General features: G+C 67.1%; 14 protein-coding genes and 2 tRNA genes. 7 read left to right on the top strand and 9 right to left on the bottom strand.

Annotated elements, in window-relative coordinates; translation table 11 throughout:
* Positions 1–39: 39 nt before the first annotated feature.
* On the bottom strand, positions 40–945 hold the full coding sequence (locus tag DACI_RS10160) for a PP2C family protein-serine/threonine phosphatase (protein ID WP_012203956.1): 906 nt from the start codon (positions 943–945) through the stop codon (positions 40–42).
* Positions 942–1973, bottom strand: a complete 1032-nt coding sequence (locus tag DACI_RS10155) for a serine/threonine protein kinase (RefSeq protein WP_012203955.1) — start codon at positions 1971–1973, stop codon at positions 942–944. Before DACI_RS10155 ends, DACI_RS10160 begins: the two co-directional genes overlap by 4 nt.
* 89 nt (positions 1974–2062) lie before the next feature.
* Between DACI_RS10155 and DACI_RS10150 the strand changes: the two genes are divergently transcribed.
* The 4 genes from DACI_RS10150 to DACI_RS10135 all read left to right on the top strand — a co-directional run bounded on the left by DACI_RS10150 (position 2063) and on the right by DACI_RS10135 (position 6221).
* On the top strand, positions 2063–2956 hold the full coding sequence (locus tag DACI_RS10150) for a YicC/YloC family endoribonuclease (RefSeq protein ID WP_043781110.1): 894 nt from the start codon (positions 2063–2065) through the stop codon (positions 2954–2956).
* Between the two features lie 44 nt (positions 2957–3000).
* Complete coding sequence (gene gmk, locus DACI_RS10145) at positions 3001–3630, top strand: guanylate kinase (protein ID WP_013803794.1); 630 nt, start codon at positions 3001–3003, stop codon at positions 3628–3630.
* A gap of 18 nt (positions 3631–3648) precedes the next feature.
* On the top strand, positions 3649–3852 hold the full coding sequence (rpoZ, locus tag DACI_RS10140; protein ID WP_012203952.1) for a DNA-directed RNA polymerase subunit omega: 204 nt from the start codon (positions 3649–3651) through the stop codon (positions 3850–3852).
* A 101-nt stretch (positions 3853–3953) separates the two neighbouring features.
* Positions 3954–6221: a RelA/SpoT family protein gene (locus DACI_RS10135; RefSeq protein ID WP_012203951.1), complete on the top strand. Its 2268-nt coding sequence runs from the start codon at positions 3954–3956 to the stop codon at positions 6219–6221.
* 27 nt (positions 6222–6248) lie between these two features.
* Here DACI_RS10135 and DACI_RS10130 read toward each other — a convergent pair whose 3' ends face one another.
* Entirely contained in the window at positions 6249–7115 is an 867-nt protein-coding gene (locus DACI_RS10130) for an NAD-dependent protein deacetylase (protein WP_012203950.1), read from the bottom strand.
* A gap of 86 nt (positions 7116–7201) precedes the next feature.
* On the opposite strand from DACI_RS10130, the gene DACI_RS10125 reads away from it, so the two are divergent.
* Positions 7202–8575 carry a lytic murein transglycosylase gene (locus tag DACI_RS10125; RefSeq protein WP_012203949.1) on the top strand — a complete coding sequence of 458 codons (1374 nt, stop codon included), beginning with the start codon at positions 7202–7204 and terminating at the stop codon, positions 8573–8575.
* A 4-nt stretch (positions 8576–8579) separates the two neighbouring features.
* Here DACI_RS10125 and greB read toward each other — a convergent pair whose 3' ends face one another.
* From greB to DACI_RS10110, 3 genes are all read right to left on the bottom strand, one after another.
* Complete coding sequence (gene greB, locus DACI_RS10120; RefSeq protein ID WP_012203948.1) at positions 8580–9146, bottom strand: transcription elongation factor GreB; 567 nt, start codon at positions 9144–9146, stop codon at positions 8580–8582.
* A gap of 117 nt (positions 9147–9263) precedes the next feature.
* A tRNA-Arg gene (locus tag DACI_RS10115) sits at positions 9264–9340 on the bottom strand.
* A 169-nt stretch (positions 9341–9509) separates the two neighbouring features.
* Positions 9510–9586 (bottom strand) — tRNA-Arg (locus DACI_RS10110).
* 183 nt (positions 9587–9769) lie between these two features.
* On the opposite strand from DACI_RS10110, the gene pdxR reads away from it, so the two are divergent.
* Positions 9770–11299, top strand: coding sequence for a MocR-like pyridoxine biosynthesis transcription factor PdxR (gene pdxR / locus DACI_RS10105; protein WP_012203947.1), 1530 nt, complete (start codon positions 9770–9772; stop codon positions 11297–11299).
* Positions 11300–11346: 47 nt separating this feature from the next.
* Here pdxR and DACI_RS10100 read toward each other — a convergent pair whose 3' ends face one another.
* Together DACI_RS10100 and DACI_RS10095 are read right to left on the bottom strand one after the other, a co-directional pair.
* Complete coding sequence (locus tag DACI_RS10100) at positions 11347–12789, bottom strand: amino acid permease (protein WP_012203946.1); 1443 nt, start codon at positions 12787–12789, stop codon at positions 11347–11349.
* 124 nt (positions 12790–12913) lie between these two features.
* Positions 12914–13312, bottom strand: a complete 399-nt coding sequence (locus DACI_RS10095) for a nuclear transport factor 2 family protein (protein WP_012203945.1) — start codon at positions 13310–13312, stop codon at positions 12914–12916.
* A gap of 335 nt (positions 13313–13647) precedes the next feature.
* Between DACI_RS10095 and DACI_RS10090 the strand changes: the two genes are divergently transcribed.
* Positions 13648–15069 carry an NAD(P)/FAD-dependent oxidoreductase gene (locus tag DACI_RS10090; RefSeq protein ID WP_012203944.1) on the top strand — a complete coding sequence of 474 codons (1422 nt, stop codon included), beginning with the start codon at positions 13648–13650 and terminating at the stop codon, positions 15067–15069.
* Between the two features lie 80 nt (positions 15070–15149).
* Here the strand turns inward: DACI_RS10090 and DACI_RS10085 are convergent, their stop codons facing one another.
* Entirely contained in the window at positions 15150–15551 is a 402-nt protein-coding gene (locus tag DACI_RS10085) for a group II truncated hemoglobin (protein WP_012203943.1), read from the bottom strand.
* Positions 15552–15581 lie beyond the last annotated feature (30 nt).

Below are 15581 nucleotides of genomic sequence, written 5' to 3'. Positions count from 1 at the left end.
CGCGCCACCGGCACCGCTGCTGCGGGCCGGCAGCGGCGTTCAGCGCTTGAACTGGCGCTCGGCCGAGCGGCGTATCGCCTCGTTGATCTCGGCGATGGAGCGCTCGATGGCGGCGTCATCCAGCTCATCTTCCAGGTCTTCGATTGGCCCCCCCTGGATCGTGGATTCAAACGCGTCGTTCTCGATATCCTGGGTGGAGATGCCCATGGTGGACTCGAATGCGTCGGGCGTCTCCCACTCCATGGCGATGGCCGTGACGTTGTCGCTGGCATCGCCCGCGTTGCGCAGCGCCGTTTCCACCAGCTGGGGGATGGCCTGGGACACGGTGCGGCCATGCAGGGTGCGCATCAGGTGCCCTTCGTCCACGCTGCCCCACAGGCCGTCGGAGCACAGCAGCAGCTTGTCGCCCTGCTCCAGCCGGCGCGGCTCGGTCACGTCGTAGATGGGCTTGGACGGCGAGCCCAGGCAGGTGAACAGCACATTGCGGCTGGATGTCTTGAGCTGCGCGGCGATCTCGCCCATCTCCAGATAGGAGTGGTCGCGCGTGCGCACCAGCAGCTCGCCACCGCGCACCAGGTACAGGCGCGAGTCGCCGCAGTGGATCCAGGTGATCTTGCCCTTCTGGATGACGGCCGCCACCAGCGTGGTGCGCGGCGTATCGATCATGCCCTTGGCGCTGGCGTAGCGCAGGATCTGCCGGTGCGCGTGCAGCAGCGCATCGACCAGAAAGCCCTGCGGATCGTCCAGCAGCGGCTTGGCCTGGCGCTGGAAATGCACGGACATCACCTGCAGCGCCAGCTGCGCGGCGACCTCGCCTTCGGGATGGCCGCCCATGCCGTCGGCCAGCACGAAGAGCACGGCCTCCCGCGTGTAGCAGTAGCCCATGCGGTCTTCATTGAGCGCCCGGCCGCCGCGGCGGCTCAGCTGAAATACCGAAAACCTCATGGCTTGCGCTCCTGGCCGACGGCCGGCAGGCCTGCCGCGCCGCTGATCTTCTGCATGTTCTTCTTGGCGTCGGTCACCAGCGTGTCCAGTTGCAGGCGCATGCGCTCGGAGACACTGAGCTTGGTGTAGCGGCGCTCACCCTCGCGGCTCAATTCCTTTTGCAGCGCAAACACCGACTGCGGGCGCGAGCCCGGGTCCATGGCCATGCACCATTCGACGACTTCGATGAGGTTGTCCGAGTACACGCCGCGCAGCTTGGTCAGCGCCAGCGTGAGCCGGTCCTTGTCCTGGCGCTGCGGCGCCTCGTTGGGCGGAAAGCCCTGCATGCAGGCATAGATGCAGGCGCCAATCGCGTAGATGTCGGTCCAGGGGCCGAGCGACGCATCGCGGCGGTACATCTCGGGCGCGGCAAAGCCCGGCGTGTACATGGGGCGGATGAAGTTGCCCTCCTTGGACAGCACCTCGCGCGCCGCGCCGAAGTCGATCATCACGGCGCGGTCGTCATTGGTGATGAAGATGTTGGCCGGCTTGATGTCCAGGTGCAGCATCTTGTGCTGGTGCACGATGCGCAGGCCGCGCAGCACCTCGTCGAACAGCGAGCGGATGGTCGATTCGCGGAACACCTTCTCGGCCTTGAGCTCGCGCGCGGTGACAACGAAGTCCTGCAGGGTGGCACCCTCCAGGTAGTTCATCACCATGTAGACGGTTTCGTTCTCGCGAAAGAAATTGAGCACGCTGACCACGGAAGCGTGCGAGATCTGTGCAAGGGAACGCCCTTCCTCGAAGAAGCTCTTGAGGCCCAGGCGGTACAGTGAAAGCTTTTCGGGAGCCACGGCGGGCTGCAACTCTCCGGGGGCACGGGTGGCCAGCGATGCGGGCAGGTATTCCTTGATCGCAACCTGCTTGCCCTCTGCATCCAAGGCCAGGTAAACGACGCCGAAACCGCCGGAAGCAAGCCTGCGCACCACCCGATAGCCGCCGATCGTGCTGCCTGGCGGCAATGGCGCCGGCTTGATCTTGGAAGACATTTTTCTCCGGTGAGTCTCAGGGATGAGGCGAAACCCGGATAATCGGGCAATTGCAAGCATCCATCAAAAGTCCAATGCCAGTTTACAGCATGACCGGATACGCCAGTGCCCAGCACGGCGCGTCCGCAGAAGATGGTGGAGCGTCGGGCCGCAACAGCCGGCTCGGTCTGGAGATCCGCTCGGTCAACAGCCGCTTCCTGGATCTTTCGTTCCGCCTGCCCGACGAGTTGCGCGCCCATGAGCCGGCCCTGCGGGCCCTTCTGACCGCCCGCCTCAAGCGCGGCAAGGTCGAAGTGCGCGCCGCCATCGACAACGACGACGGCAACTCCCTGCCCGACCCCTCCACCGCCATGCTGCAGCGCCTGGCCATGCTCCAGGACACCGTCCAGTCATGGCTGCCCGACGCTCGCAGCCTGTCCGTCTCCGACGCACTGCGCCTGGCCAGCGGCGGCGCTAACTCGGCCATCGACTGGAGCAGCGTGCTGCCCACGCTGGCAGAGCAGGCCCTGACCGAACTGCTGGAAGCCCGCGCCCGCGAAGGCAAGCGCCTGGCCACCATGCTGCTGGACCGCATCGCCCAGTTGCGCAAGCTCGCGGCAGACGCCACGCCCCTGGTGCCCCAGCTTGTGGAGCAGCAGCGCCTGCGCTTCATGGAGCGCTGGAAGGATGCGATGGCCCTGGCCGAAGGCGCCGTGGCGCCCGAAGCCGCCCAGGACCGCGCCCTGACCGAGGCCACGGCCTTTGCCATCCGCATCGACGTGGCGGAAGAAGTCACCCGCCTGGACTCGCACCTGGACGAGATCCAGAGCCTGCTCAAGAAGGGCGGCGAGATCGGCAAGCGCCTGGATTTCCTGATCCAGGAACTGCACCGCGAAGCCAACACGCTGGGCTCCAAGTCCGCCACGCTGGAGCTGACCCGCATCAGCGTGGACATGAAGGTGCTGATCGAGCAGATGCGCGAGCAGGTGCAGAACATCGAATAAGCCCATCACAGATGCCCATGCGTAACCAAACTGCGCACAAATCCATGGATTACCCCGGAAACCTCTTTGTCGTCTCGGCCCCCAGCGGGGCCGGCAAGTCCAGCCTGGTGCGAGCCTTGCGCGAGTTCGATGCGCGCGTCTCGCCCTCCGTCTCCCACACCACCCGCGCGCCGCGTGGCCAGGAAAAGCACGGCCGCGAGTACTACTTCGTCTCCGACCAGGAATTCGACACCATGGTGTCGAACAACGCCTTTGTCGAATGGGCGAATGTGCACAGCCGCCGCTACGGCACGGCCAAGAAGGCGCTGGAAGAGCGCATCCAGGTCGGCACCGACGTGCTGCTGGAGATCGACTACCAGGGCGCGCTGCAGGTCAAGGAAGCGTTTCCGAACGCCGTTCTGATCTTCATCCTGCCGCCCAGCTGGGACGAGCTTCGCGCACGCCTGGAAAACCGGGGCGAGGACGCGCCCGAGGTGATCGAGCTGCGCCTGACGAACGCGGCCGAGGAGATGGCCCAGGTGGCGAAATTCGACTTCGTTATAATCAACGAATTGTTCGAGAGCGCACTGTTTGATCTCAAGACGATCATCCACGCCCAGCGCCTCAAGTATGCGGCTCAGCGCAGCCGCCGCGCAGAGACCTTCGAGTCTCTCAATATTTCTGTACCCAACTGACGTTTCCCGGAGATCCTGATGGCACGCATCACTGTTGAAGACTGCCTGGAGCAGATCCCTAACCGCTTCCAGCTCGTGTTGGCCGCCACCTACCGCGCCCGCATGCTGAGCCAGGGCCACACGCCCAGGATCGAAACCAAGAACAAGCCCGGTGTCACCGCCCTGCGCGAGATCGCCGAAGGCAAGGTCGGCCTGGAGATGCTGAAGAAGGTTCCGGGCTGATTTGCTGCAAAGCAACACAATGGCCCCACAAAGAGCACCGCACAGCGGTGCTTTTTTTACATGAAGCCTGCACAAACCCGCATGCACGCTACATTTAAGTCATGAAAGCGGCCTTGACTTCGTTCACAGCCCCCTCTGATCCCGTACCGACACCCCGGCCCGAGCGCATGTCTGCAGAGCAGGCAGCGAGCGTGTCGGCCAATGCCTTTGCCGGACTGATGGAGCACCTGGGTTACCTGGATGCCACCAGCATCGAGCAGGTGCGCGAAGCCTATGCCTTTGCCGACCTGGCCCACAGCGACCAGTGGCGCAGCAGCGGCGAACCCTACATCACCCACCCCATTGCCGTCACCGCGCTGTGCGCGAGCTGGAAGCTCGACGCCCCGGCCCTGATGGCCGCGCTGCTGCACGATGCGATGGAAGACTGCGGCGTCACCAAGGCGGACCTCGCCCAGCGCTTCGGCCAGGACGTGGCCGAGCTGGTCGACGGCCTCACCAAGCTGGACAAGCTGCAGTTCAACACGCGTGAGGAAAACCAGGCCGAGTCCTTCCGCAAGATGCTTCTGGCCATGGCGCGCGATGTGCGCGTCATCCTGATCAAGCTGGCCGACCGCACCCACAACATGCGCACCATGGGCGACATGCCGCGCAACAAGTGGGGCCGCATCTCGTCGGAGACGCTGGAGATCTACGCACCCATCGCCCACCGCCTGGGCCTGAACCAGACCTACCGCGAGCTGCAGGACCTGGCCTTCCGCCACCTGCATCCCTGGCGCTATGCCACGCTGGAAAAGGCCATCGCCCGCTCGCGCAAGCGCCGCCGCGACCTGGTCCAGCGCGTGCAGGACGAGGTCAATGCGGAGTTCGCCGGCGCAGGCCTGCAGGCACGCCTGGCCGGGCGCGAAAGCACGCTGTATTCGCTCTATCTGCGCATGGAGAAGAACCAGCTGAGCTTTGCCAAGGTGACGGACGTCTACGGGTTTCGCGTCATCCTGCCGCGCGTGATCGACTGCTACACCGCGCTGGGCGTGCTGCACCAGATGTACAAGCCCATGCCGGGCCGCTTCAAGGACTACATCGCCATTGCCAAGAACAATGGCTACCAGTCGCTGCACACCACACTGGTGGGCCCCTCGGGCGTGAACATCGAGTTCCAGATCCGCACCGAGGAAATGCACATCGTCGCCGAAGCCGGCGTCGCCGCGCACTGGCTGTACAAGGCCCAGCCCGGCCACGATTCCGAGCAGCTGGGCACGCAGTGGCTGCAGTCGCTGCTGGACATACAGAACGAGACGCGCGATGCCGCCGAGTTCTGGGACCACGTCAAGGTGGACCTGTTCCCCGACGCCGTCTACGTGTTCACGCCCAAGAGCGAGATCATGGCCATGCCGCGCGGCGCCACCGTGGTGGACTTCGCCTACGCCATCCACAGCAAGGTCGGCAACCACATGACGGCCGCGCGCATCAACAACGAGGAAGTGCCGCTGCGCACAGAACTCAAGAGCGGCGACGTGGTGCAGATCGTCACCTCCGAGGACGCCACGCCCAACCCGGCCTGGCTGGGCTTCGTGAAGACGGGCCGCGCGCGCTCCAAGATCCGCCACTACCTGAAGTCGGCCGCGCAAAGCGAATCGGCCCGCCTGGGCGAGAACCTGCTGGCCCAGGCCATGCGTGCCGAAGGCATGGATGCCGTGCCGCCGGCCGACGAGGCCAACCAGGCACTGTGGGACGAGGTGCTGCGCATGGCCGGCAGCCGCAGCCGCGCCGACCTGATGGTGGACATCGGCATGGGCCGGCGCATTGCGTCGCTGGTGGCCTCGCGCCTGACGGCGCTGATGGCGCGCCACGGCCACCGGCCCGACGCCCTGCTGCTCACACGCGAACGCTTCAACTCCAGCAACCGCCCCTTCCAGGGTGCCGTGCTGCTGGACGGCTCCAACCAGGGCTCCATCCACTACGCGCAATGCTGCCGCCCCGTGCCGGGCGACCCCATCGTGGGCTACCTGGGCAGCGGCGAAGGCCTGATCGTCCACCATGCGCAGTGCAAGATCGCGCAGCGCCTGCAGGAAAAGGACAGGGACCGCTTCATCGTGGTCGAGTGGGCCGATGACATGGATGCCGCGCGCCTGTTCGAGGCACGCATCGTGGTCACCGTCAACAACGGCAAGGGCGTGCTCGCGCGCGTGGCGGCCGAGCTTGCCGGCGCCGAGGTGGACATCCTGCGCGTGGACATGGCCGACGAGGCTGCCATGAGCACCACGGACCTGTGCTTCGTGATCTCGGTGCACGACAACCAGCAGGTGGAGTCCGCGCTGCGCAACCTGCGCCGCGTGCACTCGGTGGTGCGCGCATCGCGCGTCATCCCCTGAACACTGCCCCGCTCCTGCGGGGCTTTTTCATTGCGCCAGGTCCTGGGCCAGCTGCTGCAGCAACGGGCCGCAGTCCTGCTCGATCTTGAGGGCCAGCAAATCCTCGGAGCGCATGCGGCCCTGGTTGATGGCGGCCACCGGCTTGCCCTGGGCCACGGCCTCATGCACAAAGCGCAGGCCTGAATACACCATCAGCGAAGAACCGGCGACCAGCAGCCCGCCGGCCTGCTGCAGCATGGCGCGCACGGCCTGCACCCGCTGGCTGGGCACGCCTTCCCCGTAGAACACCACATCGGGCTTGAGCACGCCGCCGCAGTGCGGGCAGGCCGGCACGTCGAAGCGGCTGAAGTCGCGCCCCTCCAGATCGGCATCACCGTCGGGCGCAGCCTGGGCGCTCAGGCCGGCCCAGCCGGGGTTGCGCTCCAGCAGCATGGCCTGCAGCACGGCGCGCTCCATGCCGGCGCCGCAGCCCATGCAGCGCACGGCGGCGATGCGGCCGTGCAGGTCGATGACGCCATCGCTGCCCGCGGCCGTATGCAGGCCGTCCACATTCTGGGTGACCAGGCCTTCGATCCATCCACGCTGCTGCAACTGCGCCAGTGCCGCGTGGGCCTGGCCGGGCCTGGCCTGCGCCATCACGGGCCAGCCCAGCAGGCTGCGCGCCCAATAGCGCTGGCGCGTGGCATGGCTGCCCATGAAGGCCTGCAGCGTCACCGGCTGGGGGCGCTTCCACTGGCCCTCCAGATCCCGGTAGTCCGGAATGCCGGAGCCCGTGCTGCAGCCCGCGCCCGTCAGCACCAGCCAGCGCCGGCCGGGCGGCAGCAGGGCGCGCAGGGCCAGCGCGGCATCGTGCAGAACCGGGGATGGTGATGGCGGCGGAGCGATGGCGGTCATGGCCGCACAGCATAGCGGCCCCGCACGCCCAATGCAGAAACACCGTGTTGCACTCAGAGCCGGGGCGCAGCGGAGACAATGGCCGGATGCCCCACGCACACGCCACCGCCCAAGCCGCCGCCCAAGCCACAGCCCAGGTCTTTCCCACCGCCCGCCATCCCGCCGCGCTCAACCGTGCCGCCCTGGCCACCGCCCTGGCCGCCGTGCTGCTGGCCGGCTGCGCGTCCCGGCCGGCGCCTGCGCCGGTCACGGTGCCGCCCTCCATGCCCGCCCCCACGGCGCCTGTCGCACCCGTGCAGCCCGAACCAGCCACCGCGCCGGATGCCGCCCAGCAGGCCGAGGCCACCAGCTTCGAAGCATGGAAGCGGGATTTCGCGCGCAAGGCGCTGGACGCCGGCATCTCGGAGAAAACCGTGCGCAGCGCGCTGGAGCCTGCCCGGCTGCAACGCCGCGCGGTGCAGCTGGACCGCTCGCAGCCCGAATTCACGCGCACGCCCTGGCAGTACCTGGACAGCGCCGTATCGGCCCAGCGCATTGCCCAGGGCCGCGCCAAGCTGCGCGAAGCGGCTGCACCGCTGCAGTCGGCCAGCCAGCGCTATGGCGTGCCGGCCGAGGTGATCGCCGCCATCTGGGGCATGGAAAGCAATTTCGGCGGCAACTTCGGCAACTTCCCCACGGTCGATGCGCTGGCCACGCTGGCCTTCGACGGCCGGCGCGCCGCCTGGGCGCAAAAGGAGCTGCTTGCAGCCCTGCGCATCATCGACAACGGCGATATCGATGCGGCCCACATGATCGGCTCCTGGGCGGGTGCCATGGGCCATACGCAATTCCTGCCCTCCGTGTTCCTGGCCTATGCGGTGGATGCCGATGGCGACGGCCGCCGGGACATCTGGGGCAGCCTGCCCGATGTGACTGCCTCCACGGCGAACTACCTGGCCCATTCGGGCTGGAAGACGGGCGAGCCCTGGGGCGTGGAAGTGCGCCTGCCGGCAGGCTTTGACCATGCACGCGCCGAGACCAGCGTGCGCCAGGACAGCGCGCAATGGGCGGCCGAAGGCGTGCAGGCCGTGGACGGCTCCGCCCTGCCCTCCATGGCCGATGCCAGCGTGATCGCGCCGGCCGGCGCGCGCGGGCCGGCCTTCATGGTGGGAGCCAACTTCCGCACCATCCTGCGCTACAACAACTCCGTGAATTACGCGCTGGGCGTGGGCCTGCTGTCGCAGCAACTGGCCGGCGGCCCGGGCGTGCAGGCGGCCTGGCCGCGCGATCTGGCACCGCTGTCGCGCGACCAGTTGCGCGCCTTGCAGGCCGCGCTCAACGAACGGGGATTTTCGGCCGGCACCGCCGATGGCGTGATGGGCCCGGCCACGCGCGCGGGCCTGCGCCAGTTCCAGCAAAGCCAGGGCCTGGTGGCCGACGGCTATCCCACGCTGGAGCTGCTGCAGAAACTGCAGCCCTGAACGCTCACCCGGCGGCGCTGCCCGGCTCCGGGTAGGTGACTTCCAGCACTTCCAGCGTGCGCACACCTGCAGGTGTGGGCAGGGCCACCTCGTCACCCACACGGGCCTTGAGCAGGGCGCGCGAGACGGGTGCGATCCAGCTGACCTGCTGGCGTGCGCTGTCGGCCTCGTCGATGCCCATGATGGTGATGGTGCGCTCCTCGCCCTCGTCATCGACATAGGTGACGGTGGCGCCGAAGTAGATCTGCTCGCTGCCGGCATGCACGGAGGGATCGACCACCTCGGCGATCTCCAGCCGCTTGGTCAGAAAGCGGATGCGCCGGTCGATCTCGCGCAGGCGCTTCTTGCCGTAGAGATAGTCACCGTTCTCGGAGCGGTCGCCATTGCTGGCCGCCCAGTGCACGATCTCCACGATGCGCGGGCGCTCGTTGTCGATCAGGTCCAGCAGCTCCGTCTTCAGCCGCTCGAAGCCCTGGGGCGTGATGTAGTTCTTGCCGCCCGGCGGCAAGGGCGGCAGGCCGACTTCATCATCGTCGTCGCCGTCGGATTCCTTGGTGAAAGCCTTGCTCATAGGGAGCCGATCTTCACACAGATCACCGCAGGAGGCGAAGACGCCGCACAAACCACGACACCAACCGAGCACAAACGAAAAAGCCTCAGAACTTTGCAGTTCTGAGGCTTGTCGTTTTGGTGCGGCTGGCAGGAATCGAACCCACGACCCCTTGGTTCGTAGCCAAGTACTCTATCCAGCTGAGCTACAGCCGCCAAGCTTCGAATTATAGCGTGCTTTTTGAACGCTTACGGAAAACCATGAAAATATCGAAAAATAACCGTTGACCAGCGCCTGAACCATTGCCACGGCCTCTGTGCGGGCCTGTGCGGGCGCCTGAAACGAAAAAGCCTCAGAACTTTGCAGTTCTGAGGCTTGTCGTTTTGGTGCGGCTGGCAGGAATCGAACCCACGACCCCTTGGTTCGTAGCCAAGTACTCTATCCAGCTGAGCTACAGCCGCCAAGACAACGATTGTATATCAATTTCCGGCCTCTCCGCAAAAATTGCAACCATCGCAAACTCCCGGCCCCGTGGCGCACCGCGCTGGCCTATATTGGCCGGTCGCGGATGCAGGCCCTGCCCTGCACCTGCGCGGGAGACAAACACAGCGAGCGGCCCGCCGCAGCGGCGGGAACGACAAGACATGACAGACAAGCGCGCGGCCACGCAGCCGCAACCGCCCGAGGGCGCCATGTGGGGGCAGCTGTTTCGCCGCAGCGCCCGCCCCTCCCTGAGCCTGCAGGGCCAGATCCGCGAGATGCTGGTCGATGCCATCCTCTCGGGCATCCTCGCACCCGGCGAATCCATTCCCTCCAGCCGCGAGCTGGCGCGCCACCTGGGCGTGGCACGCATCACCGTGGTGCTGGCCTACCAGCAACTGGCCGAGGAAGCCTTTTTGCTGAGCCGCCAGCGCAAGGGCCACTTCATCCATCCCGACGTACTCAAGGGGCGCACGCCAGGCGGCGCTGCGGCCAGCAGCCCCCCTGGCGAAGGCCGCCGCACCGACTGGTCGCGGCGCCTGTGGCTGCTGCCCAGCCAGCAGCGCAGCATCGTCAAGGAAGAGGACTGGCAGCGCTACCCCTATCCCTTCCTGTACGGCCAGTTCGACAAGGAGCTGTTTCCCACGGCCGCCTGGCGCGAATGCTGCCTCAAGGCCCTGGGCGTGCTGGACATACGCCAGTGGGCGCCCGACCAGATCGCGCGCGACGACGAGATGCTGATCCAGCAGGTGCAGACCAAGATCCTGCCGCGCCGCGGCGTCTGGGCCTCGGCCGACGAGCTGATCATCACCGTGGGTGCGCAGCACGCCCTCTACATGGTGGCCGACCTGCTGATGCGCGAGGGCACGGCCGTGGGCATCGAGGAGCCCGGCTACCCCGACGCGCGCAACATCTTCAGCAGTCGAACCTCCCAGGTCATCCCGCTGCCGGTGGACGGCCAGGGTCTGCCGGTCACGCCGCTGCTGCGCCAGCTCGACTACCTCTACGTGACGCCCAGCCACCAATGCCCCACGGGCGTGACCATGCCGCTGGCGCGGCGCGAGGCGCTGCTGGAGATGGCCGAGGCGCACGACATCATCCTCATCGAGGACGACTACGAGAGCGAGAGCAGCTTCGACGGCCAGCCCATTCCGGCGCTCAAGAGCCTGGACCGCAGCAACCGCGTGATCTACGTGGGCAGCCTGTCCAAGAGCCTGGCGCCGGGCCTGCGCGTGGGCTACATCGTGGCTGCGCCCGAGCTGATCCGCGAACTGCGCGCGCTGCGCCGGCTCATGATCCGCCACCCCGCCACCTTCGTGCAGCGCACGCTGGCCATGTTCATCTCCCTGGGCCATTACGAGGCCCAGCAGCGGCGCCTGGCCCAGGCGCAGAAGGAGCGGCACGCGGCGCTGACGGCCGCCATGGCCGAGCATGCCCCCGGCTGCCGCATCACGCCCGTGCGCGGCGGCGGCTCGTGCTGGGTGCAGTTGCCCGACAACATGCCTGTGCAGGCCCTGGCGCAGCGCGCCGCAGCGCATGGCGTGCTCATCGAGCCCGGCGATGTGTTCTTCGCCCGCCCGGGCACGCCCGGCAGCTTCATGCGCATGGGCTACCAATCCATACCCGCCAACGACATCGGCCAGGGCGTGAAGGCCCTGGCCGATGCGATCCGTGAGGAGCAGCCCGAGAAGTAACGCAAGGAGTGGCCGGGACCGGCACTGCCGGCCCCGTCGCCCCTGGGTCAGTACTTCTGCGGCTCGGGCTGCGCGGCCTCGGACAGCGAGGACACCACCGGCGCCACGCCACGCTGCAGGAACTGCCGCACGCCATAGGCCAGCAGCAGGATGCACAGGCTGGCCACGCCCAGCGCCAGCGGTGTGCGCTGCTCGGGGATGAAGGCCATGGCGATGACGATGGACAGCATGCCGAAGATGGCGAACCAGGTCAGGTACGGATAGCACCACATGCGCACCTTGAGCAGGTGCGGCGCCTCGCGCTCCAGGCGGGAGCGCAGGCGCAGCTGCGAGATGGCGATCAGGATGTAGACGAAGATCGCCACCGTGCCGTAGGAATTGACCAGGAAGGCGAACACCTTGTCGGGCGACACATAGGACATCACCACGGCGCCGTAGCCGAACACCGTGGCCACCAGGATGGCGCGCGTGGGCACGCCGTTGCGGCTGACCTTGGCCAGCGCCTGGGGCGCATCGCCGCGCCGCGTCAGCGCGAACAGCATGCGCGAGGATGCATACAGCCCCGAGTTCAGCGCCGACAGCACGGCCGTCAGCACGATGGCGTTCATGATCTGCGCGGCAGCCGGCACGCCCATGGTGTTCAGTGCGCTCACATACGGCGTGGCGATGCCAACCGCATTCCAGGGCACCAGGCAGGCCACCAGGAAGATGGAGCCCACATAGAACACCAGCACGCGCGTGATCACCGAGCTGGTGGCCTTGGCCACGGCCTTCTGCGGCTCGGCCGTTTCAGCCGCCGCAATGGTCACGATTTCGGCGCCGAAGTAAAAGCCCGTGGCCGCCACGGCCCCGGTCAGCACCGGCACGATGCCGTTGGGCATGAAGCCGCCATTGCCGGTGAGGTTGCCGAAGTGCATGCCCTGCGACGCAGGCGTCAGGCCCAGCACGTAGACGCCGGCCACGAACAGGAAGACCACGATGGCCGCCACCTTGATGGAGGCGAACCAGAATTCGAACTCGCCAAAGGACTTCACCGAGACCAGGTTGGTCAGCGTCAGCATCACCAGCAGCACCAGGCTGATGCTCCAGTTGGGGACATCGGGCAGCCAGTAGCGCACCAGGTCGGCACCGGCCACGGCCTCCAGCGCCACGACGATGACCCAGAAGTACCAGTACATCCAGCCCGTCAGAAAGCCTGCCAGCCGGCCCACGCCGGGGCGGTCGCGCCAGGCCTCTCGCGCATATTCGTAGAAGGACCCTCCGCCGGGCATGGAGCAGGCCAGCTCGCCCAGCATGCGCATGACCAGCACCACGAGCAGGCCCGTGATGAGGAAGGAAAGAATCGCGGCCGGCCCGGCCGACTTGATGACCACGCCGCTGCCCACGAACAGCCCGGCGCCGATGACGCCGCCCAGGGCGATCATGGTCATGTGCCGCTGTTTGAGCCCGTGTGAAAGCCCCGGCGAAGAGGCTTGCTGATGTCCGATCATGTCTTGTCTCCTGTTGCGTTCAGGCGCCACGGCTGATGCTCTGTTGTGGTGGCTGCGCAGGTGCGCGCCTTGCCGTGGCGTATCCGGTGTTCCCGGTGGCACGGGGCCGCAAGGCCCCGCGCCGTCAGGCGGCCGCCACCGGCGGGCGGTCCTTGCGGAAGGCGTTCTTCACGGCGATCTTTCCGTCCTTGAAGGTGAAGACATCCACCATGCGCGCTTCCACGCGCAGGCCGTCGGCCTTGGTGCCCCTGAAGGTGCTCTCGGACACGCCACGGTCGCCGTGCACGAAATGGTCTCCATCGAGCCAGGCCGCATCGGGGAAGGCCTGCCAGGCCATCTGGAAGCCCTCGCGCACCGCCTGGCGGCCGACGAAGCTGCGGCCCATGAGATCGGGCCCGGCCACGGCGTGGAACTCGCATTCATCGGCCATGAAGCCCATCAGGGCCTCGATGTCGTGGCGGTTCCAGGCCTCGGCGAAGCGGGCCAGGAACTGGGCATCCGGAGGGTTGGTGTCTGCGCTCATGCTGTCTCCTTGTCTGTGGTGGGTACCACGGCGCCGGGCCCCGGGCAGGGCCGCCGCGCCGCGTCATCGAAATGTCGATGGGCCATGGTAGGTAGCAGGCACACGGACCCGTTAGAACCAGATGCCATCAATCGTTAGGTCCAGGCGCGCGCACCGGCCGCCACTGGCTCTATCGAAAGCTGGGCTGTGGCGCTAACTGGCTCCATGGCCTGCTGGCTATGCTGATTCCATCGTCGGCGCACCGCCTTGCAGGGCTTGCCGGCATTGGCCCCATTCCACCGAATCCATAGCAAAAAGCGGCAGATCCCAAGCCGCCGCACCAGGAGACATCCGCCATGAAAGCCGAGGACATCCGCCCCAGCCACCTGCGTCCCTACGACCCTCAGTACGACCCGCTGGTGGCCGCCAACCCGGGCCACGGCACGGGCTATGCGCCCACCTACTGGGTCGGCACGGCGGGACGACCGCCAGACGATGACGGCCCGGTCACCGGCGACATGGACGTGGACGTGGCCATCGTCGGCTCGGGCTTCACGGGCCTGGCCACGGCCCTGTTCCTGGCGCGCGAACACGGCATACGTGCCGTGGTGCTGGACGCCAACCAGACCGCCTGGGGCTGCACCAGCCGCAACGGCGGCCAGGGGCAGAACGCTAGCGGGCGCCTGTACCGCTCGCAGTGGATTGCGCGCTGGGGCAAGGACGTGGCGCTCAAGCTCGACGCCGAGATCCGCGAGGGCTTCCAGACCTTCAAGGACCTGGTGGCCGAATTCCCCGAGTGCGAGCCCCAGCCCGGCGGCCACCTCTACATCGCCCACCGCGAAAAGAAACTCGACTTCCTGCGCAACGAGACCCAGATCATGCGCGAGGTCTTCGGCTACGACGCCCGCATGCTCAGCCCCGAGGAGCTGCGCCGCGACTATGTGAACGATGCCGACAGCCATGGCGCCATGCACGAGCCCGACGGCATCGGCGTGCACCCGCTCAAGCTGGCCTTCGGCTACCTGCGCAAGGCGCGGGAACTGGGCGTCAAGGTGCACCCGGCCAGTCCGGTGCTGGGCGTCGAGACGCGCAACGGCGTGCACCATCTGCGCACGCCCGGCGGCACCGTGCGGGCGCGCGCCGTTGGCTTTGCCACGGGCGGCTACACCAGCAACGCCCTGCATGGCAGCCTGCGCTCCAAGATCATGCCCATCCTCTCGAACTCGCTGGTCACGCGGCCGCTGACCGAGCAGGAGCTGGAGGCCACGGGGTTCAAGACCACCCAGGTCATCACCGACACGCGCACGCTGCGCTTTTACTACCGCCGCCTGCCCGACAACCGCGTGCAGATCGGCAGCCGCAGCGCCGTCACGGGTGCCGATGCGCCCAACCCCATCCACATGGCCAAGCTGGTGGACGGCCTGCACCGCAAGTTCCCGGCGCTCAAGGGCATCACCATCGACTACTCCTGGTGGGGCTGGGTCGATGTGAGCCACGACATGATGCCGCGCGTCTTCCAGCCCGATCCGGCCCAGAGCATCTTCTACGCCGTGGGCTATGGCGGCAACGGCGTCTCCTTCTCGGCCCACGCGGGCCGGCGCATGGCCGAGCGCATCGCGGGGCGCCAGAGCAAGACCTTCGAGCTGCCCATCTACAACTCGGAGCTGGAGTATCCGAACGTCTTCAACATGGTGCGTTCGCCCGCGTTTGCGCCGTTTCGCCGGTTGGGGCAGCGGTTCCTGTACCACTGGTACTACATGCGCGACGAAAAGCTCTGAACCCCAACCGATTGCTGCTTGGGCCGGCCTCCTGCAGGGGGCCGGCCCTTTTTTTCAGCAGCGCCGGGGGCAGCCACCTGCTACCGGTTCCGCATCCAGTCGGCCGTGTTCATGAAGCTGGCCTTGAGGCGCACGCGCAAATCCTCGGGCACGCCGGTCTCGCCCATGGCCTGGTCCATGCAGGCCACCCACTGGTCGCGTTCCAGGATGCCGATGGAAAACGGCATGTGGCGCATGCGCAGGCGCGGGTGGCCGAAGCGGTCCTGGTAATGGTCGGGGCCGCCCAGCCAGCCGCACAGGAACCAGAACAGCTTCTGGCGCGCATCGGCCAGGGTGCTGCCATGGGCGGCACGCAGTTCGGCATAGCCGGGCTCCAGGTCCATGAGATCGTAGAAACGGTCCACCAGGGCCTGCACCCTGGGCTCGCCGCCGATCCATTCATAGGGGGTCTGGGGGGCGTTGTTCTGGGATTCCTCTGACATGGCGAAAAGCGGCTGGCGGCTGAGTGAAAC

Source organism: Delftia acidovorans SPH-1 (genome assembly GCF_000018665.1).
Taxonomy (GTDB): domain Bacteria; phylum Pseudomonadota; class Gammaproteobacteria; order Burkholderiales; family Burkholderiaceae_C; genus Comamonas; species Comamonas acidovorans.
The sequence above is the reverse complement of the archived record's forward strand: the minus strand, read 5'-3'. Positions and strand labels throughout refer to the sequence as shown.

Bases quoted from the DNA above. Each gene is read 5' to 3' on its own strand.
- DACI_RS10125 (WP_012203949.1), top strand. From the start codon at position 7,202: ATGCCCCACGCACACGCCACCGCCCAAGCCGCCGCCCAAGCCACAGCC.
- DACI_RS10085 (WP_012203943.1), bottom strand. From the start codon at position 15,551: ATGTCAGAGGAATCCCAGAACAACGCCCCCCAGACCCCCTATGAATGG.
- rpoZ (WP_012203952.1), top strand. From the start codon at position 3,649: ATGGCACGCATCACTGTTGAAGACTGCCTGGAGCAGATCCCTAACCGC.
- DACI_RS10095 (WP_012203945.1), bottom strand. From the start codon at position 13,312: ATGAGCGCAGACACCAACCCTCCGGATGCCCAGTTCCTGGCCCGCTTC.
- DACI_RS10155 (WP_012203955.1), bottom strand. From the start codon at position 1,973: ATGTCTTCCAAGATCAAGCCGGCGCCATTGCCGCCAGGCAGCACGATC.
- DACI_RS10090 (WP_012203944.1), top strand. From the start codon at position 13,648: ATGAAAGCCGAGGACATCCGCCCCAGCCACCTGCGTCCCTACGACCCT.
- greB (WP_012203948.1), bottom strand. From the start codon at position 9,146: ATGAGCAAGGCTTTCACCAAGGAATCCGACGGCGACGACGATGATGAA.
- DACI_RS10130 (WP_012203950.1), bottom strand. From the start codon at position 7,115: ATGACCGCCATCGCTCCGCCGCCATCACCATCCCCGGTTCTGCACGAT.
- DACI_RS10135 (WP_012203951.1), top strand. From the start codon at position 3,954: ATGAAAGCGGCCTTGACTTCGTTCACAGCCCCCTCTGATCCCGTACCG.
- DACI_RS10100 (WP_012203946.1), bottom strand. From the start codon at position 12,789: ATGATCGGACATCAGCAAGCCTCTTCGCCGGGGCTTTCACACGGGCTC.
- pdxR (WP_012203947.1), top strand. From the start codon at position 9,770: ATGACAGACAAGCGCGCGGCCACGCAGCCGCAACCGCCCGAGGGCGCC.
- DACI_RS10150 (WP_043781110.1), top strand. From the start codon at position 2,063: ATGACCGGATACGCCAGTGCCCAGCACGGCGCGTCCGCAGAAGATGGT.
- DACI_RS10160 (WP_012203956.1), bottom strand. From the start codon at position 945: ATGAGGTTTTCGGTATTTCAGCTGAGCCGCCGCGGCGGCCGGGCGCTC.
- gmk (WP_013803794.1), top strand. From the start codon at position 3,001: ATGGATTACCCCGGAAACCTCTTTGTCGTCTCGGCCCCCAGCGGGGCC.